The organism is Humibacillus xanthopallidus (genome assembly GCF_006717145.1).
GTDB lineage: Bacteria > Actinomycetota > Actinomycetes > Actinomycetales > Dermatophilaceae > Humibacillus > Humibacillus xanthopallidus.
Window position 1 is genome coordinate 504,806 of record NZ_VFQF01000002.1, and the last position, 20,237, is coordinate 525,042.

Genomic DNA, 20,237 nt, shown 5'->3' on the forward strand with positions numbered 1-20,237 from the left:
TGTCGACTGTCCGCCGCCCTCGCCGCCGTCCTAGGGTGCGCGGATGGCGAACATCGAGCAGCGGCTGCGCTCCTACTACAACCAGGAGATGGCGCAGCGGGCAGAGCGCCCGCTCGGTGAGGAGCGTGAGCGTCGGCTCGCGGACTTCGTGCGGTTCTGTCGCGACGCCGGACTGTCCTCGGTGGTGGAGGTGGGCTGCGGCGCAGGTCGAGATGGGACCGTGCTCGCGGCAGCAGGTCTGGCCTACCGGGGCCTCGACCTCTCGACGGCCGCGGTCGAGCTGTGTCGCGGACTCGGCCTCGATGCTGTCGAGGGTCTCGCGACCGAGCTGCCCTACGACGCCGACGAGTTCGATGCGGGCTGGTCGATGAGCACCCTCATGCACCTGCCGGGCGACGGTCTGGAGGGTGCGCTGGCAGAGCTGCATCGCGTGATCCGTCCCGGCGGGGTGCTCGAGGTCGGGGTCTGGGGCGCCGACGAGAAGCGCGAGTGGACCGACCCGGACGGTCGGTACTTCCTCAGCCGGACGGACGAAGACGTCCGGGCGTTGTTCTCCGTTGTCGGGCACGTCACGGCGTTCGACACCTGGTCGAGGTTCGAGGACGGCGGCCACTACCAGTGGGCGCGCGTCGTCGTGGAGTGAGCATCGTGCGGAGTGAGCCTCGCGGGCCTCGCGGCCAGGGCGGGGTCGCCCTCACCCGCTGAGCACACCCCGTTCTCGGCATTCGGCGGACAGGGCGCATGAGCTGCCCCTATCGTGCGAATCGGGACAAAGGAGTGCCATGAACGATCACCCCGTCGTGATGTTCGAGTTCATCTCCGAGCGCCCGGACGAGCTTCGCGCCTTCTACCGAGCCGCCTTCGGCTGGGACTACGAGTCCAGCGGCGGCTTCGCCTACGTCACCTTCGGCAGTCCACCCCCGACGTCCCTCGGTGGCATCGGACAGGCCCAGGTCGGAGTCCCCGGCTGGGAGCCCGGCGCTCGCTTCTACCTCGCCACGGACGACCTGGAGGCGACGCTGGCGTCGGTCGTCGAGGCCGGGGGTGCCCGCTACGTCGAGCCGCAGCGGGCCGACGCCTACGAGTTCGCCATGTTCACCGATCCGGACGGCAACATCGTCGGACTCCTGAAGAGCTCGGCTTCGCACTGACAGCACGTCGACTCAAGGGGGTCTCACCGTGTTTCTCCACCCGTCACGCATCACGTTTGCAGGCAGGTTCCAAGCCGACGTGTCGACCGTCAACAACGACGTCAGGCACTACGACGACCGCTCCTTCGATCCACAGTTCCAGCAGCTGCAGGAGAAGCACGACTACAACGGCTGGTGGAACCCGACCGGCTCCGGGGCCTTTCGCCTCGTGGGGTGCGCGGTGACGAGCGTGGGGCATGCCGACGGCAGCACGACCGCCGACGCCGCATCGGAGCCAGTGCTCGGCGCCGGTGTCACCGGTGCTGCTGACAGGACAGCAGCCAAGCTCGTCGATCTCGACCCGCAGTGGCAGCTCGCGTCGGCCCCGTGGGGTCTTGCGGTGCGTCTGGTGGGCCCTGACGGCGCCGAGCTGCTGCGAGGGGAGTACCGCAGCAACGCGTTCCGCGACCTGTGGTTCTCGCGCAACCCCAACTCGAGTGGCGACGGGGCGGCCTCCTCGACCTTCCAGTCGGTGCTCGAGGGCGTGGTGTTCGCAGAAGCCGCGCTCGAGAAGAGCCAGGTGCTGCGAGAGCTGCGGTCGGCAACGTGCGGTGACCAGCTGTCGATCCGGCTCACGACCCTGGGCTACGACGGCAAGGCCGCGTCGCCGACGTTCACGCTGGGCACGGTGATCGGCACCATCGGCCCCTACCTCGACGGCGAGCCGGAGTCCTACGTGCTCGGTCGCCGCTTCGCACCGGCCTCGGGCTTCACGTCGTACGGCGCCAGTGCGACCTTCTTCTCCGGTCTCGTGCACGAGGAGTCGAGCACGCTGTTCCTCGACCTCTCGAATGCCCTGCAGGTGAGCGATGTGGTCGGGACGCAGCTCGACATCGGCACCCTCACGGCTGGGATCCTCGCCGACGAGTCGATCGCCGAGAACACCCCCGTCACGGCCGAGACCTTCGAGGCGGTCGGGACCATCGACTACGCCGCGCCGAGGTGGCTTCAGGCCACCGGTGGCGTCGTGGCACTGCCCCTGACCGCGGCGCAGCTCGACCGAGCGCGGGCGCTGCCACTGGCGCTGGTCTACGACGCGCCCTTCAACCCGGGTGGCACCGGCGAGGGTGGTGGCCTCGGGGTCGTGGCGATCCGTGAGACCGTCGGCGGCCTCTTCGTGGGCGCGGAGCCGGGAGTGCTGCGGCTCGACCCCGGCGACTCCGCGGAGGTGACCCTGCGGGCCACCTGCCGGGGAGCTGCCATCAGTGACACCACCGTCCAGCTTCGCCAGCTCGGACGGGTCCCCGGTCAGGGCGGCAGCGGACCCGACGACAAGACTCCCGGCATCGCCGAGATCCCCATCCCGGACATGGGCGTGCCCGAAGCGGCGCTGGAGCTGCCGGCCACCGCGGCGGTCGACGACGGCGCAGCGACGGTGGTCCTGACCGCCGGCGACCCGCAGAACTCTCGCGGCTACCTCGACGGACAGGTCTACCTCGTGGACTACCGTCTGCCGGGCCAGGGCAACTCGAGCCGGCAGCCCTTCGACTACGTCGTCGTCCACGTGCGCGACGCCTATGAACCGCCCGAAGCGCCCACGTGGGAGACCGACGTCAAGCCGGTGCTGACCCAGTTCGCCAACCTCTACCCGATCATGAGCCGTGGTTTCATCGACCTGTCCGACGAGGCTGCCGTCCGCGAGAACCGCGACCTGCTCATCCTGTCCTTCACCCGGCCGATGACCGACCCCAACCACATGCCGGTGACGCGCGACCTGTCGGCGGCGAAGCGCCGGATGCTGGTCGCCTGGCTCGAGTCCCTGAACGAACCCGTGACGTCGGAGGACGGGGCGGGTCGCCGTCCGGTGCCGGGTCATCGCCCCGGCGGGCCGCCGCTGGCCGAGCCGGCGCCCGACCATGACGTGGCGGTCGACAGCAAGAGCCGGTTCGCACACACCTTCCTGAGGCCGGAGCGTTCGTCCCGGTCCGACCGGTGACGGGAGCACGACGATGATCACCATCGAGCGCAGGCACGTCGACGAGGTCCGTGGGGCCACGCGGCCGTCGGACCTCTATCCCAGTCTCCAGGCGGCGATCGAGCTCGAGCACGCGACGATACCGCCGTACCTGACGGCTCTGTTCTCCATCAAGCAGGGCCACAACAGCGAGGCAGCAGCGATCATCGGCTCCGTCGTCGGGGAGGAGATGTTGCACCTGACCATCGCCTGCAACGTGCTCAACGCCATCGGTGGGACGCCCCGCATCGACGACCCCACGTTCATCCCCTCCTACCCCGGCCCGCTCCCGATGGGCGTGCACTCCTCGTTGACCGTGGGGCTGGCGAAGCTGTCCCGCCGCCTCGTGCACGACGTCTTCATGGCCATCGAGGAGCCGGAGTCCGTGATCCACATCCCCGACGGTGTGCCCCGTGCCCTCACCGCCATGGCCGGTCAACCCGAGTTCGCGACCATCGGGCAGTTCTACGCCGCGATCAAGGAGAAGCTCGCGGACCTCGAGGATGCTTCCGGGAAGCAGAAGGAGACGATCTTCGTCGGGGACCCGGCACGTCAGGTCGTCGACTCCCGGTGGTACTCCTCGGCCGAGCTCTTCGCGGTGTCGGGCCTCGCCTCAGCGCTGGCTGCCATCGACGTCATCGTCGAGCAGGGCGAGGGCACCGGCGCCTCTCCTCTCGACGGGCAGCACGTCGTCGCGCACTACTACCGCTTCGCCGAGATCGTGCACGGGCGGCGGCTCGTGTCGGTCGACGCACCGCCCGGCTGGGCCTTTGCGGGCGAGCCCGTCGGTCTCGACCCCGCGGGTGTGTGGGACCTCGTGACGGACGCGAAGTCCGCCGACTACCCGGCACACAGCCCGGCACGGGTGCTCGTCGACATGTTCAACCTGTCCTACACCACCCTGCTCGGGGCGCTGGACCGGACGTTCAACGGCCACCCCGACGAGCTGTCGATGGCGCTCAGCGTCATGGTCGAGATGCAGCTCACCGCGCAGAAGCTCGTCAGCACCCGCCTGCCCGGCACCGGCCGCTTCGCAGCTCCCACCTTCGAGTACGTCCGAGGGGCCGCGTCAGGGTAGTGGCGCTGCGCCCTCCGTCTCAGGCGGCCAGCACGGGCTCGCGCTCCGCCGCCGAGCGAGCAGCCGCGAGACGGGCGTAGCGCCCCTCCAGCGCCATGAGACGGTCGTGGTCGCCGAGCTCGACGACACGGCCGTGGTCGAGCACCGCGATCTGCTCCGCGTGGCGCACCGTCGACAGGCGGTGCGCGATGGTGATCGTCGTGCGGCCCTCCATGAGGCGGTCGAGGGCGGCCTGCAGCTCGCGCTCGGTCTCGTTGTCGAGGGCGCTCGTCGCCTCGTCGAGCACGAGCACCCGCGGGTTGCGCAGGAGCGTGCGGGCAATGGCGAGGCGCTGACGCTCGCCGCCGGAGAAGCGGTGGCCGCGCGCGCCGACGACGGTGTCGAGCTGGTCGGGCAGGCTGGCGACGAGGGCTGACACCTGCGCAGCCTCGAGGGCGCGCCACAGGTCGGCATCGCTCGCGGCAGGGGCGGCGAGCAGGAGGTTGTCGCGGATCGAGGCGTGCACGAGGTGCGTGTCCTGGCTGACCACACCGACGATGCGCGCGAGGTCGGCGGGGTCGAGGTCGCGCAGGTCGATGCCGTCGATGGTGACCCGCCCCGACGTCGGGTCGTGCAGGCGGGCGACGAGCCCGGCGAGGGTCGTCTTGCCCGAGCCAGTCTCGCCGACGAGAGCCAGCGTCGTGCCGGCGGGCACGGTCAGCGAGACGTCGTCGACGGCATACCGGCTCGTGGTGTCGTGGGTGAAGCGGACGGCCTCGAAGCGGACGTCACCGCGGATGTCGTCGTGGTCGACGCGCACCGGGTCGGTGGGCGGCGCGATGTCGACGGGCAGGTCGAGGTAGCCGAAGATGCGGCTGAAGAGCGCCATCGAGCTGATCCACTGGGCACCGACGTTGAGCAGGCCCATGAGCGGACGGAAGATGCCCGCCTGCAGCGTCGTGAAGGCGATGAGGGTGCCGATCGTCATGCCGCCTGAGGTCGCCGGGAAGCCCGCGGCGAGGTAGATGAGGGCGGGGATCGCGGCGAAGATGATCTGCATCGTGGCCATGCGCCAGCGGCCCGCGAGCTGGGAGCGCATCTCGAGGTCGACGAGGTCCGACGAGGTGTCGGTGAAGCGGCGCGCGGTCGTGTCGGCGGCGCCGAGCGTCTTGACGAGCGTCATGCCGCTGACGGTGAGGGTCTCCTCGACCTGGCTGTGCAGGTCGGCGAGGCGGCGCTGCCGGCGGGCGGTGATGTCGCGGCGCAGCAGGGCGACCCGGCGGGTCATCCACACCGCCGGCGGGATGACGAGCAGCGACAGCAGCGACAGCCGGGGGCTGAGGGCGACCATGGCGATCGCGGTCGCGACGGCCGTCGTCACGTTGCTCGCGATCGAGGTGGCCGTCGAGGTGATGACGGCCTGCATGCCGCTGATGTCGTGGGTGAGGCGCGACTGCACCTCGCCGCTGCGGGTGCGGGTGAAGAAGGCGATCGACTGCCGCTGCAGGTGCGCGAAGACGTCGGTGCGCAGCCCGTGCATGACGCGCTCGCCGACGGCCGTCGTCAGCCAGGTCTGCACGACGCCGAGCAGCTGCGTGACGACGGTGACGGCGAGCATGCCGCCGACGGCCCAGAGCAGGAGGCTGACGTCCTGGTGGGGGAGGGCGTCGTCGATGACGGCCCGCAGCAGGAACGGGGAGGCCATCGAGATGACCGAGATGGCGACGATGATCGCCGTGACGGCGGCGACCGGCCGCCGGTGGGGGCTGAAGAGGGCGAGGACCCGGCGCATCGGCACGGGCGACTCGGCGAGCTGCTCGCGGTCGGCGGGGTCGACCTTCTCAGGGCGTCCGAAGCGGCCGCCGCTGGCTCCGCGGGGGCCGCGCTGTGCGGGGGTGGTGTTGGTGGTCTCGTTCAAGGGATCACTCCATCTCTGTTCTCCGATCCATGATGCTGAGGTTACCTCACTATGAGGAAACAACGCAAACCACGCCGTATGCTGCTCGCATGCGCCCCGCAGACGACCCGTCCTCGAGCGAGCCGTCCCTCGACGAGCTGCTCATGGGCGCCGCGCGGGCGCTGCGCCGCACGTGGTCTCGCGGCCTCGGCCCTGACCTGTCGCCGCACGACGCACGGGCGCTGCGCGTCATCGGCCACCACGGACCCACCCGGCTCGGCGTCGTCGCCGACCACCTGCGCATCGCACCTCGGTCGGCGACCGACGTCGTCGACCGACTCGAGGCGCGCGGGCTCGTCGAGCGGGCCCCCGACCCCGCTGACCGTCGGGCCATGACCGTGTCGCTCACCGCAGTCGGCGCCGAGGTGCTCGGTGACGTCGACAAGGCCCGGCGCGAAGGCGCCGCAGAGTTCTTCGGCTGCCTCACGGAGAGCGAGCGAGCCTCTCTCGCAGAGACTCTCGTCAAGCTCGACCCACGAGAAGGCTGACAGCCCGTGTCCCTTCACTCGGTCGAGGCACTGCTCGACGCCGCGACCGACGCGGCAGTCAGGCAGGAGTGGACGGCGCTCGCCGAGGCCGGCCTCCCGAGCCAGGCGGCCCACCAGGGCGCCACGAACGCCCCTCACATCACGCTGTCGGTCGCGACCGGGGTCCCCGACTTCGTCGAGAGCCGGATCGCCCGTGAGATCGGCGCCCTGCTGCCCGTGCCGGTTCGCCTCGGGCCGCTGCTCGTCATGGGGTCGAGGCGCTTCGTGCTGGCCCACCTCGTCGTGCCGAGCGACGAGCTGCTGCGCCTGCACGCCACGGTCGCCCGCGCGATGTCGGCGGCACCCGAGGTGCCCGAGGTCGTGCGACCGGGCCGGTGGACCCCACACGTCACCCTGGCTCGGGGTCTGGGGTCGCGGCAGGTCGGTGACGCGCTCGCCGTCCTCGGGCGCACCCGACCCCTCGACGGCAGCATCGCCACGGTCCGGCGCTGGGATCCCACGGCACGGCGTGCGTGGCCCGTCGGCGGCAAACCTACGATGGAGCCATGAGCCTCGAACTCGGCCTCGACACCTTCGGCGACATCGCGGCCGGCCCTGACGGCAGCCCCCTGCACCCCGCGGTCGTCATCCGTGAGGTGCTCGCCGAGGGCGAGCTTGCCGACCGCCTCGGTCTCGACTTCTTCGGCGTGGGTGAGCACCACCGCGACGACTACGCCGTGAGCGCCCCGGAGGTGCTCCTCGCCGGGCTCGCCACCCGCACCGAGCGCATCAGGCTCGGCACGTCCGTGACCGTGCTGAGCAGCGACGACCCGATCCGGGTCTTCCAGCGCTTCTCGACCGTGGATGCCCTGAGCAACGGTCGCGCCGAGATCACTGTCGGCAGAGGCTCGTTCATCGAGTCGTTCCCGCTCTTCGGCCTCGACCTCTCCGACTACGAGCTGCTCTTCGAGGAGAAGCTCGACCTGCTCGCCGCCGTCGTCGCCGAGCAGCCGGTGAGCTGGCAGGGCTCGACCCGCCCGCCCGTGCAGGTCGAACGCATCATGCCGTCGACCGAGTCGGGCCACCTCCCCGTCTGGGTCGGTGTCGGGGGCACGCCGCAGTCGGTCGTGCGGGCCGCGCACTACGGCTTCCCCGTCGTCATCGCCATCATCGGCGGATCGGCGCGGCAGTTCGTGCCGCTCGCCGACCTCTACCGCCGGGCGCTGTCCGAGATGGGCAAGCCCGAGCTGCCGCTGGGGGTGCACTCCCCGGGCTACATCGCGGCGACCGACGAGCAGGCGCGCGAGGAGTTCCTGCCGCACTTCCTGCCCTACATGAACAAGCTCGGCCGCGAGCGGCGCTGGGCCCCGATGTCCAAGGAGCAGGCAGCCTTGCAGCTCGGCCCCGACGGCGCCGTCTACTGCGGGTCGCCCGACACGGTCGCGGCCAAGATCGCTGACACGACAAGGGCGCTCGGCCTCTCTCGCTTCCAGCTCAAGTACTCCTTCGGAACCCTGCCGCACGCCCAGCGCATGGAGTGCATCCGGCTCTATGCCGAGGAGGTCGTGCCGCGGGTGCGTGAGCTGCTCGCCGAGGACTGACGTGCGGGTCCTGCTCGTCGGCATGGGCTCGCGCGGCGACGTGCAGCCGCTTCTCGCGCTCGCGCCACGTCTCGAGCAGCTCGGGTATGCCGTCTCGCTCGCTGCCGCTGCCGACTTCCGCCCGCTCGTGGAGGGTCATGGGGTGCGCTTCGAGCCGTTGTCGTTCGACCTCGAGGGGCCGCTGCGCACCGGTCTCGGCCGCGACGGGCTGCAGGGCTCGGCGATCACCCAGGTGCGCGAGGCACGGCTCATGCGCCAGGTCGTCGCGCAGACGGCCGTCGCACTGGCGGGCGATCTCGAGCGGCTCGTGGAGCAGGCCGACGCGGTCGTCTCGGGTGCCCTGACGTTCGACGCCGTCCACGCCCTGCTCTCGGTCGAGGGGAGCGTTGCGAAACCGCACGTCTATGCCGTCTTCGCTCCCGTGTGGCCCAGTGCTGACGGGCCGTCCGTGGCACTCGCCCTGCGGCCACGCGCGTCGTCTCGGCTGAACCTCGCGTGGAGCATTCTCGCGGGCCGGGTCGCCTTCGACCTCTTTCGGCCACCGGGAGATCTCATCCGTCGACGACGAGGCCTGCCCCGCAAGAGCTTTCGTGACTACGTGAAGGCAGCCCAGAGCACGCCCACGCTTCTCGGAGCGAGCCCGGCCATCGTGCCTCCGGCCGGTGACTGGCCGCCGGCCCTGCGCCAGACGGGCTTCTGGGTGCGCGACGACGCCCCAGGCGAGTCCCTGACGCCGGACCTCGAGCACTTCCTCGCGGCGGGGCCACCACCCGTCTATGTCGGCTTCGGGTCGATGCCGACTCCCGACCCGGTCGGGGTGGCGCGCGACGTGGCCGGTGTGCTGGGGCGGCTCGGTGTGCGAGGGGTGCTCAGCGAAGGCCTCGCCGGGCTCGTTGTCCCACCGGGCTCGGGCGCAGGCGCGTCGGGCGGATCGTCGCTCATCGGGGTGGGGGCGACCAGCCACGGGGCGCTCTTCCCCCGGTGCGCCGCCGTCGTCCACCACGGCGGTGCGGGCACCACCGCAGCCGCGCTCCGGGCGGGCGTGCCGCAGGTGGTCGTGCCGCACGCCGCCGACCAGCCCTACTGGGGCCGGCGTATGGCCGACCTGGGCGTCGCAGCCGAGCCGATCGCGCGCAAGGACCTGACGCCGGCGCGACTCCAGCAGGCGCTCGAGGTCGCGCTGTCTCCGGAAGCCCGCGAGGCGGCATACCGGCTCGGTGGGCGGGTGCGCGCCGAGGACGGTGCGGGCGACGCTGCACGCCTCATCCACGCCCACCTCTCGTCACGAGTGGGGTGAGGTCAGAGGGTCGCGGCGAGCTCCGTGGCCTGGCGGATGGCGCGCTTCGCGTCGAGCTCGGCCGCGACGTCGGCGCCGCCGATGACGTGGACGGGGATGCCGCGCGCGGCGAGCTGCGGCCCGAGGTCGTTGACCGACTCCTGCCCTGTGCACAGCACGATGGTGTCGACGCCGATGACCTCGGGGTCCGTGTGGTCGGGTCCGTGGGAGATGTGCAGGCCGGCGTCGTCGATGCGTTCGTAGTTGACGCCGACGTGGTGGTGAACTCCCTTGGCCTTCAACGAGGCCCGGTGCACCCATCCGGTGGTCTTGCCGAGTCCCTTGCCGATCGACGTGGCCTTGCGCTGGAGCAGGTGCACCTCGCGCGGCGACGGAGCGGGCTGCGGGGCGACGAGGCCACCACGGGACCCGTCGGGTGAGCCGACGCCCCACTCGGCCATCCACTGCTCGATGGTGAGCGGCGATTCGACGTGGGTGAGCCACTCCGACACGTCGACCCCGATGCCGCCGGCGCCCATGACGGCAACCCGGCGGCCCACCGGGGCGCCGTCACGGACGGCCGCGGCATACGTCACGACCGACGGGTGGTCGATGCCCGGCACGTCGGGCACGCGCGGCTCCACGCCGGTCGCGACGACCACCTCGTCGAAGTCGGTGAGGTCGTCGACGCCGGCGCGACGCCCGAGGTGCACCTTGACGCCCGCGAGCTCCAGACGCCGGCGGTAGTAGCGGATCGTCTCGGCGAAGTCCTCCTTGCCGGGGATGCGCTGGGCGATGGCGAACTGCCCGCCGAGGCCCGCGCCGGCCTCGAAGAGCTCGACCCGGTGACCCCGCTCGCTGAGCGCCACGGCTGCCGCGAGCCCGGCGGGTCCGCCGCCGACAACGGCGACGGCCTTGGTGCGCCGGCTCGGGGCGAGCACGAGGAGCGTCTCGTGGGCGGCGCGCGGGTTGACGAGGCAGGTCGCCGTCCGCTTCGAGAAGGTGTGGTCGAGGCAGGCCTGGTTGCAGGCGATGCACGTGTTGATCTCGTCGGCGCGGTCACCGGCGGCCTTGGCGACCCAGTCAGGGTCCGCGAGCAGCGGCCGGGCCATCGACACGAGGTCGGCGCTGCCGTCGGCGACGACCTGCTCGGCGAGGTCGGGCATGGTGATCCGGTTCGACGTGACGACCGGGACCGACACCTCGGGCCGCAGCTTCGCCGTCACGCGGGTGAAGGCCCCGCGCGGCACCGACGTGACGATGGTCGGCACGCGTGCCTCGTGCCAGCCGATGCCGGTGCTGATGATCGTCGCCCCGGCAGCCTCGACCTCTGTGGCGAGCGAGACGATCTCGTCCCACGACTGCCCGTCGGGCACCAGGTCGAGCATCGAGAGGCGGTAGACGACGATGAAGTCCGGGCCCACCGCTTCGCGCACGGCGCGCACCACGTCGACGGCCAGCCGCCTGCGGCGCTCGGGGGAGCCGCCCCAGTCGTCCTCGCGGTGGTTGGTACGCGGCGCGAGGAACTGGTTGATGAGATAGCCCTCGGAGCCCATGATCTCGACGCCGTCGTAGCCGGCCTCACGGGCGAGGCGCGCGCAGCGGGCGTAGTCGTCGATCGTGCCGCGGACGGCCCGGTCGGACAGCGCGCGAGGGGTGAAGCGCGAGATGGGGGACTTCACCGCGGAGGCAGACACTGCCAGCGGGTGGTAGGCGTAGCGGCCGGCGTGCAGGATCTGGAGCGCGATCGTGCCGCCCTCGCGGTGCACCGCGCTCGTGATGACGCGGTGCCGTCGCGCCTGCCTCGACGTGACGAGCACCGACCCGCCGGGGTAGAGCGAGCCGGCGAGGTTCGGCGCGAAGCCACCGGTGACGATGAGCCCCACCCCGCCACGGGCGCGCTCGGCGAAGTACGTCGCGAGCCGGTCGAAGTCACGCGCGCGGTCCTCGAGGCCGGTGTGCATCGAGCCCATGACGACGCGGTTGCGCAGCGTCGTGAAGCCGAGGTCCAGCGGGCGGAGGAGATGGGGGTATGCCGTCGTCACGGGTCCGAGGGTAGCCGCTGGTTACCGCTCGGTAGCCGATGGCGCGTCGAGGGTCACAGTGAGCGCTCGCCGCCGTCTCCGGCGGTGCGGCGGCCGGTCGGGGGCATCAGGGAGGTGGGTGACAATGTCGTCGTGACCGAACACCTCGACGTCCTCGTCGTCGGCGCGGGACTCTCCGGCATCGGGGCCGGCTACCGGCTCCAGACGATGACGCCGAACCGCAGCTACGCGATCCTCGAGTCACGCGACTCGCTCGGGGGCACCTGGGACCTCTTCCGCTACCCCGGGGTGCGTTCCGACTCCGACATGATGACGCTCGGCTTCCCCTTCGAGCCCTGGAGCGACCCCGACGCCATCGCTGACGGTGGCAAGATCCTCGACTACCTGGGCGAGACGGCGCGCAAGTACGGCATCGACCAGCGGATCCGCCTCGGGCACAAGGTTGTCGGTGCCGCGTGGTCGACCCCTGACGCCCGCTGGACGGTGACCGTCGAGCATGGTGAGGAGCGTCTGGAGCTCACCTGCTCGTTCCTCTACCTCTGCAGCGGCTACTACGACTACGAGCACGGTCACGAGCCGGAGTTCCCCGGCCGCGACTCCTTCGAGGGGCGGGTCGTGCACCCACAGTTCTGGCCCGACGACCTCGACGTCGCAAAGCAGAAGGTCGTCGTCATCGGCTCGGGCGCCACGGCCGTCACCCTCGTGCCGGCGCTCGCCGACCGCGGCGCCGACGTGACGATGCTCCAGCGCACGCCGACGTGGGTCACCTCCCTGCCCCGACGCGACCGCGTGCGCGACATCGTGCAGCGCGCGCTCCCCGTCGGCCCCGGAGGCACCGTGGTGCGCTACAAGAACGTCCTCACGACGATGGCCTTCTACGAGCTGACGCGTCGCCGGCCCACGGCCGCCCGCGCGCTGCTGACCCGGCGTGCGACCCGGTCACTCGGCTCGGCGACGATGGTCGCCGACCACTTCACCCCGACCTACGATCCCTGGGACCAGCGCCTCTGCCTCGTCCCCGACGAAGACCTCTTCGTGGCGCTGCGGTCGGAGCGGGCCCACGTCGTGACCGACACGATCGAGACCTTCACGCCACACGGCATACGGCTGTCGTCGGGTCGCGAGCTCGACGCCGACGTCGTCGTCACGGCAACGGGGCTGCGCATCAAGGTGGCCGGCGGCATCGACATCGTCGTCGACGGGCAGCGACGGGCGACCCGCGACCTCACCGTCTATCGCGGCACGATGTTCGTCGACGTGCCGAACCTCGCCATCAGCGTCGGCTACGTCAACGCCTCGTGGACGCTGCGCTCCGACCTCGCCAGCCGCCACCTCTGCCGTCTGCTCACCCACATGGAGCACCACGGGTGGCGCATCGCGGTGCCTCGCGCGCCGGAGGGGATCGCCGGGCGACCGTTGCTGCCCCTCGACTCGGGCTACGTGCGCCGCGCGGGCGACGAGCTGCCGCAGCAGGGCGATGCCGCGCCCTGGCTGATGCGCCAGAACTACCTGCTCGACCGGCGCGACATGCTGCGCGGAGACATCACCGAGGCGATGTCCTTCTCCCGCTGACGAATTCGCCCGTGAAGCGGGCTCGGGTCAGGTGGTGCCGGAGGACGTGCGGCGCGGGTCGTCGATGCGCACCGCGTGGTCGATCGCCGTGACGCGCACCTCGACCTCGGCGTAGGTCGTGAGCGTCTCGATCTCCTCCGGCACGTCCCGGTCGCTCTCGAGGTAGAAGGAGTGGTCCTGCCCGAGGAAGCGGATCGACTTCACCGCGCCGTCCTGCAGCTGCACGTGTGCGTCGACGGTGCCGCGCAGGTCGCGCAGGGCCTTCGGGTCGTCCATGATCGCCGTGAGGCCGGAGAGCTCGAAGTAGTCGCGGGCATCGACCTCCCCCGAGATCTCGCCCTTGCCGATGTCGGTGCTGGGGACGAAGGACCCGAGGGCCGCGGGCATCGCCGACACGGTCTTCTGCGGTGTTGGGACGGCGAAGGTCGCGAGGTCGCGCGTCGACGCGCGCGTCCACTTCGTCGCCCCCTGACTCCGCACGTAGGACCGACCGCCCGCCAACACGAAGCTGAGACTGACGTAGTCGCGGCCCTTCTTCGAGTCCTCCTGGAACGCCACGTCCGCCGACAGCAGGCCGTGCGGCGCGTCGACCGTGAAGGTCCGATGCATCTTCAGCACCTCGCCGCCGGCATACTCGTAGGTCGTCGTGACGACATACCTCGAAGTGCGGGCGGAGGAGAAGCCGGCCTTGGCGAGGGCGAAGGCCGCGACGGGGTCGCTGCTCGCGCCCGAGGTGGCCGATGACCCGGCCGTCGCACTGGGCGCGGCGGTCGCGGTGGTGGTCGCGGTGGACCCCGACGGCGTGCGACCCGAGCCCGTGGCCCCCGCCTCGTCGGGGGCTGCGCCGGCGCAGCCGGACAGCAGCCCCGCGAGCAGGACAGAACAGGCGAGCATCCCCCGGCGACGTGACACACGCGGACTCTAGGGCAGTGGCCGGGCTGACGACAGCCGAAAAGGGTCGCGGTGTCGGCGGGGCGGGCGGCGGGCGGCGGCGGTCGGCGGCGGGCGGCGGCGGGCGGCGGTCCGTGGTCCGCGGTCCGTGGTCGGCCGGGTCAGCCGACGGTGATCCGTTCGGACACGAGCCCGCGGTCGGCGAGGTCGCGCAGGCGGGTGACGGTGCGGTCGTGGACCGCCCACGGGTCGATGGTGTTGACGTAGATCTTTGTGCCGCCCTCGAAGCCGGCTGGAGTCGAGACCCGCAGCTTGACCACCGCGCGGAGCGGGATGGGGAGGTCGAGCAGGGGCGGGCCGTGGTGCCACTCCTCGTTGGTCGGCACGTCCACCCCGACCGCGGCGTGGCACGCGTGCACGAGGTCGGAGAAGTCGCGCACCTCCTCGTCGGACAGCTCCCACGGGCGGCACTCGGTGTTCGTCGTGTGCACGACGAGCGAGGGGTACTGATGGCCCACGCCGGCAAAGGCCACCGCCGTGGGGGTGCGCGCCACGACGAGGCCCTCCTCGTCGGCGAACTGCCGACCCCATCGGGCGAAGAGGTCGGGCTCGGCCCTGACCCGGTCGGACTCACGCTCGAGGTCGACGCCGGGCTCGTCGATGGCGACGAGCTGCTTGTGGAGGTGGTCGAAGGATGCGCCTGCGGGGCGCAGCCAGTTCTGGAACGCCGAGACGTAGCGGGCGTGAGGGTTGCCGCGATAGAGGTCGTGGACCGCCTGGATCGTGAATCGCGTGTACTGCCAGTGCTCCTCAGGAGTGAGCGTGCCGGATCCGGCGTTCTGCCAGTCGTCGAGGGCGCCGTCGACGAAGTGCCGTCGTGCGACGACGACCTGGTGGTTGCCGGCGAAGAGCCCCACCGACTCGCGCTCCAGGTCGCGCTCGTCGAGCGGCTCCGCGTCGGCGCCAGGAGTCTCCCGAGCACGCATCCTGACGCGCGCCAGAGCCGTGAGGTGAGCGCGCCCTCCGGGCGTCGAGAGGTATGCCGTCCGGTGGGCCTGCGACTCCGGCGTGGGCTCGAAGCCGTGGGCGAGGTGCCAGTAGTCGTAGGTGAGAATCTCGAAGAGGTTGGGGAAGAGCCGGAACTGCGCGACCGTGTCGCCGAGCTGCTCCGCCGTGAGCCCGCGGATCTCGCGCCAGCCGTCGGCGTCCCTCACGAGGCGGGCGATCTCCGGTGTCGTCTCGAGGAGCCGGCCGGGGCAGAAGGCGCAGTAGCGGTCGTGCATCGTCGGGTCGAGGGGAGCCGGGTCGGGCCGCGACACCGTGAGGGGGCGTGCCGCGCGGCCGGGCAGCGTCCACACCTTCGTGCCCGTCACGGGGTTGACCTGCTTGACCGTGCCGTCGGGCAGCCGGGTCAGTGGCTGGACGGGGCGGCGATCGGCATGAGGGTCGCCGGGCTTCGATCCGGTGGGCTCGGTCACGGCCTCAGACTAGGTGGGCTAGCGTCGACACGTGGACGACGACGACCCGAGGGGCCTGCCCTACCGCAACCCGACACTGCCCGTGGAGCAGCGGCTCGACGACCTGCTGGGGCGCATGACCCTGCCGGAGAAGGTCGGCCAGATGCTTCAGCTCGACGCGCGGGGTGACCTCGACGAGATCATCCACACCAAGCTCGCCGGCTCGATCCTGCACGCGTCGCCCGAGACCCTCGTCGCGGCCGTCGAGCAGGCCGCGCAGACCCGCCTCGGCATTCCGCTGCTCACCGCCGACGACTGCATCCACGGCCACTCCTTCTGGCCGGGCGCCACGATCTTCCCGACCCAGCTCGGCATGGCCTGCACGTGGGATGCCGACCTCATCGAGCGCGCCGCCCGCGTCACCGCCCTCGAGGTCTCGGCGACCGGCATCCACTGGACCTTCTCGCCCGTGCTGTGCATCACCCGCGACCTGCGCTGGGGCCGGGTCGGCGAGACGTTCGGCGAGGACCCGCACCTCATTGGTGAGCTCGGTGCCGCCATGGTCCGCGGCTACCAGGGCGACGGGCTCACCGACCCGACGGCGATCCTCGCCTGCGCCAAGCACTTCGCCGGCTACTCCGAGACGCAGGGAGGTCGCGACGCCAGCGAGGCCGACCTCAGCCGGCGCAAGCTGACGTCGTGGTTCCTGCCGCCCTTCGAGCGGGCCGTCCGCGAGGGCTGTCGCACGTTCATGCTCGGCTACCAGTCGATCGACGGCGTGCCCGTCACGGCGAACCAGTGGCTCCTCGACGAGGTGCTCAAGGGCGAGTGGGGCTTCACCGGCACGCTCGTGACCGACTGGGACAACGTCGGCCGCATGGTGTGGGAGCAGAAGATCTGTGCCGACGACGTCGAGGCGGCCACCGTCGCGGTGCGCGCCGGCAACGACCTCGTCATGACGACGCCGACCTTCTTCGAGGCAGCCCAGGAGGCCGTCGCCCGCGGGCTGCTCGACGAGGCGGCCATCGACGCTGCTGCCCGTCGGGTGCTGCGCCTCAAGTTCGAGCTCGGCCTCTTCGAGGACGCCCGCCCGCCGGACCCCGCCCGGCAGGCCGCGGTGATCGGCTGCCGCGAGCACGCCGACCTCAACCTCGAGGTGGCGCGCCGCTCGCTCGTGCTGCTGACGAACGACGGCACGCTGCCCTTCCTCCCCAAGGTCTCATCCGGAAGCCGCGCGGACAGCGTTGACGTGCAAGCGGACTCGTCGCCGACCATCGCTGTCATCGGCCCGAACGCCGACGACCCTCAGGCCAACCTCGGTGACTGGGCAGGTGCGTCGGGCCAGGTCGACTGGATGCCCGACGGTCACCCGCGCGAGACGGTCGAGACGGTCCTCGACGGCTTCCGCGCTGTCGTGCCCTCGGGATGGACCGTCACCCACTCCCGCGGCGCCGAGATCGAGCGGCTCGTTCCGGACCCCGAGGGTCCGCTCTACCCCGACGGGCAGCCTCGTCCGCCCGTGTCGCAGCCGGCCGCCGTCGACCCCGAGCAGCTCGCCGACGCCGTCGCGGTCGCCTCGGCGGCAGACCTGGCCGTCGTCGTGCTCGGCGACACGATCGCCCTGACGGGAGAAGGCTGCTCGACCGCGACCCTCGACCTGCAGGGCGGCCAGGTCGCGCTCCTCGATGCCCTCGTAGAGACCGGCACGCCCGTCGTCGTCGTGCTCCTGCACTCCAAGCCGTGTGTCCTGCCGCCGAGCGCTCCGCGTGCTGCCGCGGTCATCGAGGCCTTCAGCCCCGGTATGCGTGGGGGCCGGGCCGTCGCCGAGCTCGTCCTTGGCGAGATCGAGCCCTTCGGCCGGCTCCCTGTCTCGGTGCCGCGCCACGTCGGCCAGCAGCCGACCTACTACAACCAGGTGCGCGGCCAGCACGGCCAGCGCTACGCCGACCTCACGCAGGACCCGCAGTTCGTCTTCGGCGAGGGCCTCACCTACACGACCGTCGAGTGGTCCGGCCTGACGATCGACAGCAGCGACGTCGCACCTGACGACGTCGTCACCGCGGAGGTCACGCTGACCAACACGGGCGACCGGACGGCATACGAGCTCGTGCAGGTCTATGTGACCGACGTGGTCACGAGCGTGACGTGGGCAGCCAAGGAGCTCAAGGCATTCCAGCGTGTCGAGGTGCCCGCGGGCGAGTCCGTCACGGCGAGGGTCGAGGTGCCCGTGCACGCGTGCAGCATCGTCGACGCCGCGGGTCGGCGGGTCGTCGAGCCGGGCGAGTTCGAGCTGCTCGTGGGCTCCAGCTCGCGCGACGTCGACCTGCAGCGAGCCCGGTTCGCCGTGCACGCCCCGAGCACCACCCGCCCGACCGTCACCGTCTGAAGGAGCACCATGCGCGCAGCCCGAGTCACCACCCTCGACGGACCAGGCCACGTCATCGTCGACGCCGACGTCGCGGAGCCGACCCTGACCCCGGGTCACGTGCTGGTCGACGTGTACGAGGCGGGAGTCAACTTCCCGGACGTCCTCATGTCGAAGGGCCTCTACCAGATGCGGCCGGAGCTGCCCTTCGTGCCGGGCTCCGAGTGCGCGGGGGTCGTGCGGGAGGCCGCGCCGCACAGCATCTTCCGTCCGGGCGACCGGGTGGCCGCCTTCCCCGTGCTCGGCGCCTTCGCCGAGACGGTGAGCGTGCCTGAGGCGATGGTGTTCCCGCTGCCCGACGCCGTGTCGTTCGAGGCCGGTGCCGCCCTGCCGATGAACTACCTCACCGTGCAGTTCGCCCTCGACCGCCGGGCACGGCTCGAGCGCGGCGAGGACGTGCTCGTGCACGGCGCCGCGGGCGGCATCGGCACGGCGGCGATCCAGGTCGCCCGGGCGATGGACGCGCGCGTCATCGCAGTCGTCTCGTCGGCCGACAAGATCGAGACGGCCCGGGCGGCGGGTGCGCACCACGTCGTCATGGCCGATGGGTTCCTCGCTGCCGCAAAGGAGCTCACCGGTGGGCGTGGCGTCGACGTCGTCGTCGACCCGGTCGGTGGAGACCGGTTCACCGACAGCCTGCGCTGCCTCGCGCCCGAGGGGCGGCTGCTCGTCATCGGCTTCACCGCCGGTCAGATCCCCGAGGTCAAGGTCAACCGGCTGCTCCTCGGCAACACGAGCGTCGTCGGCGTCGGCTGGGGCGCCTTCTGGCAGCACCGCCCCGAGTTCCTTCGTGAGCAGTGGGAGGCGATCGTGCCGCTCCTCGAGCAGGGCCTGCTCGACCCGCCGATCGGATCACGGCACCCGCTCGACGACGTGGTCGGTGCGCTGACCGAGATCGACGAGCGACGGGCCCGGGGCAAGGTCACGCTGACCGTCCGAACGATCCAGGGGGCCTAGGTTGGGCCGTATGCCGTCCAGCTCGCACCGCGCCCCCACCTCCCCCCGCCGGGTGCTCGTCACCGGCGCCGCCTCCGGCCTCGGGCTGGCTCTCGTGCGCGCCTTCGTCGCGAGGGGCGACCAGGTGCTCGCGACCGACCTGCAGGCCGAGCGGCCTGACGTGCTCCCGTCGGCGGCGGCATACCTGCCCCTCGACGTGCGCAGCGACGACGCGTGGGGCGCGGCGCTCGCCCACGTGCGCGAGACATGGGGCGGGCTCGACCTGCTCGTCAACAACGCGGGCGTCGCCGCGGGTGGGCGCATCGACGTCGCGACGATGGACGAGTGGCGCTGGATCGTCGACATCAACCTGCTCGGGGTCGTGCGCGGGTGCCGCACCTTCACGCCGCTCTTCAAGGAGCAGAGGAGCGGGCACATCGTCAACACCGCCTCCCTCGCCGGGCTCGTGCACGCACCGGGGATGTCGGCCTACAACACCGTCAAGGCGGGGGTCGTGGCGCTGAGCGAGACCCTGTCGCACGAGCTCGCCCCGCACGGCATCGACGTCTCGGTCGTCTGCCCGTCCTTCTTCCGCACCAACCTCGGCGACTCCTTCCAGGGCGCCGACACCGAGATGGAGGACGCAGGCAGGCGGATGGTCAGCGGGTCGAGGCGCAGCGCCGAGCAGGTCGCACAGACCGTGGTGCGGGGCATCGACGCCCGTCGCGACGTCATCCTCACCGATCGCGAGGGCCACGTCGCTTGGCGGGCGAAGCGGTTCGTCCGGCCGGCCTACACGGCCGTGATGAAGCGCGCCGCAGCCAAGCGGCTCGGCGCCTGAGCGCCGGCGCGCTCTGTCGGTTGGTGCGGCCGGGCGGAGGCGTCAGTGCCCGCCGAAGGTCTCCAGCATGACCTGGCGCTCGGCGCCCGTGAGGTTGGTGTCGATGAGCTTGGAGTGCATGCCGTGGAAGCGTTCGCCGACGCGGTCGAGGTCGCCGGACTCGGTCACGATGAAGAGGGCCGACGTGCCCGGGGTGACCTCGGTCCGGATCTTCTCCAGCTGGTCCTTGGTGATGCCGGCGTCCTCGGTCACCTTGCTGATCGCGCCGAGGGCCGCGCCCGCCACACCGCCGATGACGGGGACGAAGAAGAGCGCGCCCACGAGGACGCCCCAGAGAGCGCCCCAGCCCGTGCCACGCCAGGCCTCGTCGTGACCGTGCTTGTTGCTGGGGTGCGCCTCGCCCTCGGGCCAGGAGACGATCGCGTGGTCGAGGATCGTGATGAGCCCCTCGCCCTCGCACTGCTTGAGGATGGACTCGGCGCCGTCGGCGCCCTCGGGGGTCTCGAACTTCCACACGGTGAACGCGGCCATGCCTGCTCCTTCGGGGTGCGGCCCGCGGGACCGTCCG

The 20,237-nt window shown here is 71.5% G+C and carries 17 protein-coding genes; 12 read left to right on the plus strand and 5 right to left on the minus strand.

What is annotated here, in order from left to right; all coding sequences use genetic code 11:
- The first annotated feature begins 43 nt into the window (after positions 1-43).
- The 4 genes from FHX52_RS13190 to FHX52_RS13205 all read left to right on the plus strand — a co-directional run bounded on the left by FHX52_RS13190 (position 44) and on the right by FHX52_RS13205 (position 4,222).
- On the plus strand, positions 44-643 hold the full coding sequence (locus FHX52_RS13190) for a class I SAM-dependent methyltransferase (RefSeq protein WP_141822718.1): 600 nt from the start codon (positions 44-46) through the stop codon (positions 641-643).
- Between the two features lie 139 nt (positions 644-782).
- Positions 783-1,151 (plus strand): VOC family protein, encoded by a 369-nt coding sequence (locus FHX52_RS13195; protein ID WP_141822720.1) that lies wholly within the window; start codon positions 783-785, stop codon positions 1,149-1,151.
- A 79-nt stretch (positions 1,152-1,230) separates the two neighbouring features.
- A complete protein-coding gene (locus tag FHX52_RS13200; protein ID WP_221630597.1) occupies positions 1,231-3,126 on the plus strand; it encodes a hypothetical protein in 1,896 nt (631 codons plus the stop codon).
- Between the two features lie 13 nt (positions 3,127-3,139).
- Positions 3,140-4,222, plus strand: coding sequence for a ferritin-like domain-containing protein (locus FHX52_RS13205; RefSeq protein ID WP_141822724.1), 1,083 nt, complete (start codon positions 3,140-3,142; stop codon positions 4,220-4,222).
- Positions 4,223-4,241: 19 nt separating this feature from the next.
- On the opposite strand, the gene FHX52_RS13210 is transcribed toward FHX52_RS13205, so the two are convergent.
- The gene (locus FHX52_RS13210; protein ID WP_185747272.1) at positions 4,242-6,119 is read right to left on the minus strand and encodes an ABC transporter ATP-binding protein; all 1,878 of its coding nucleotides are present in this window, start codon (positions 6,117-6,119) and stop codon (positions 4,242-4,244) included.
- 89 nt (positions 6,120-6,208) lie between these two features.
- Between FHX52_RS13210 and FHX52_RS13215 the strand changes: the two genes are divergently transcribed.
- Genes FHX52_RS13215 through FHX52_RS24570 form a run of 4 tightly spaced genes read left to right on the plus strand, consistent with a single transcriptional unit; the run spans position 6,209 to position 9,523 of the window.
- On the plus strand, positions 6,209-6,646 hold the full coding sequence (locus FHX52_RS13215) for a MarR family winged helix-turn-helix transcriptional regulator (protein WP_141822727.1): 438 nt from the start codon (positions 6,209-6,211) through the stop codon (positions 6,644-6,646).
- Between the two features lie 6 nt (positions 6,647-6,652).
- Complete coding sequence (locus FHX52_RS13220; RefSeq protein ID WP_141822729.1) at positions 6,653-7,195, plus strand: 2'-5' RNA ligase family protein; 543 nt, start codon at positions 6,653-6,655, stop codon at positions 7,193-7,195.
- A complete protein-coding gene (locus FHX52_RS13225; protein WP_141822731.1) occupies positions 7,192-8,226 on the plus strand; it encodes an LLM class flavin-dependent oxidoreductase in 1,035 nt (344 codons plus the stop codon). Before FHX52_RS13220 ends, FHX52_RS13225 begins: the two co-directional genes overlap by 4 nt.
- A 1-nt stretch (position 8,227) precedes the next feature.
- The gene (locus FHX52_RS24570; protein ID WP_185747273.1) at positions 8,228-9,523 is read left to right on the plus strand and encodes a glycosyltransferase; all 1,296 of its coding nucleotides are present in this window, start codon (positions 8,228-8,230) and stop codon (positions 9,521-9,523) included.
- Between the two features lie 2 nt (positions 9,524-9,525).
- Here the strand turns inward: FHX52_RS24570 and FHX52_RS13235 are convergent, their stop codons facing one another.
- Entirely contained in the window at positions 9,526-11,547 is a 2,022-nt protein-coding gene (locus FHX52_RS13235; protein ID WP_141822735.1) for an NADPH-dependent 2,4-dienoyl-CoA reductase, read from the minus strand.
- Positions 11,548-11,679: 132 nt separating this feature from the next.
- Here FHX52_RS13235 and FHX52_RS13240 point away from each other — a divergent pair, with 132 nt between their 5' ends.
- A complete protein-coding gene (locus tag FHX52_RS13240; RefSeq protein ID WP_185747274.1) occupies positions 11,680-13,119 on the plus strand; it encodes a flavin-containing monooxygenase in 1,440 nt (479 codons plus the stop codon).
- A gap of 27 nt (positions 13,120-13,146) precedes the next feature.
- Here FHX52_RS13240 and FHX52_RS13245 read toward each other — a convergent pair whose 3' ends face one another.
- Together FHX52_RS13245 and FHX52_RS13250 are read right to left on the minus strand one after the other, a co-directional pair.
- Positions 13,147-14,031, minus strand: a complete 885-nt coding sequence (locus tag FHX52_RS13245; protein WP_141822739.1) for a hypothetical protein — start codon at positions 14,029-14,031, stop codon at positions 13,147-13,149.
- A 140-nt stretch (positions 14,032-14,171) separates the two neighbouring features.
- Complete coding sequence (locus FHX52_RS13250; protein ID WP_141822741.1) at positions 14,172-15,488, minus strand: DUF4921 family protein; 1,317 nt, start codon at positions 15,486-15,488, stop codon at positions 14,172-14,174.
- A 31-nt stretch (positions 15,489-15,519) separates the two neighbouring features.
- Here FHX52_RS13250 and FHX52_RS13255 point away from each other — a divergent pair, with 31 nt between their 5' ends.
- Genes FHX52_RS13255 through FHX52_RS13265 form a run of 3 tightly spaced genes read left to right on the plus strand, consistent with a single transcriptional unit; the run spans position 15,520 to position 19,669 of the window.
- Entirely contained in the window at positions 15,520-17,853 is a 2,334-nt protein-coding gene (locus tag FHX52_RS13255) for an exo-beta-d-1,3/1,6-glucosidase (RefSeq protein ID WP_246069962.1), read from the plus strand.
- Between the two features lie 9 nt (positions 17,854-17,862).
- Complete coding sequence (locus FHX52_RS13260) at positions 17,863-18,849, plus strand: NADPH:quinone oxidoreductase family protein (protein ID WP_141822743.1); 987 nt, start codon at positions 17,863-17,865, stop codon at positions 18,847-18,849.
- 10 nt (positions 18,850-18,859) lie between these two features.
- Positions 18,860-19,669 carry an SDR family NAD(P)-dependent oxidoreductase gene (locus FHX52_RS13265; RefSeq protein WP_141822745.1) on the plus strand — a complete coding sequence of 270 codons (810 nt, stop codon included), beginning with the start codon at positions 18,860-18,862 and terminating at the stop codon, positions 19,667-19,669.
- A gap of 42 nt (positions 19,670-19,711) precedes the next feature.
- On the opposite strand, the gene FHX52_RS13270 is transcribed toward FHX52_RS13265, so the two are convergent.
- On the minus strand, positions 19,712-20,200 hold the full coding sequence (locus FHX52_RS13270; RefSeq protein ID WP_141822747.1) for a DUF1269 domain-containing protein: 489 nt from the start codon (positions 20,198-20,200) through the stop codon (positions 19,712-19,714).
- Positions 20,201-20,237: the final 37 nt, after the last annotated feature.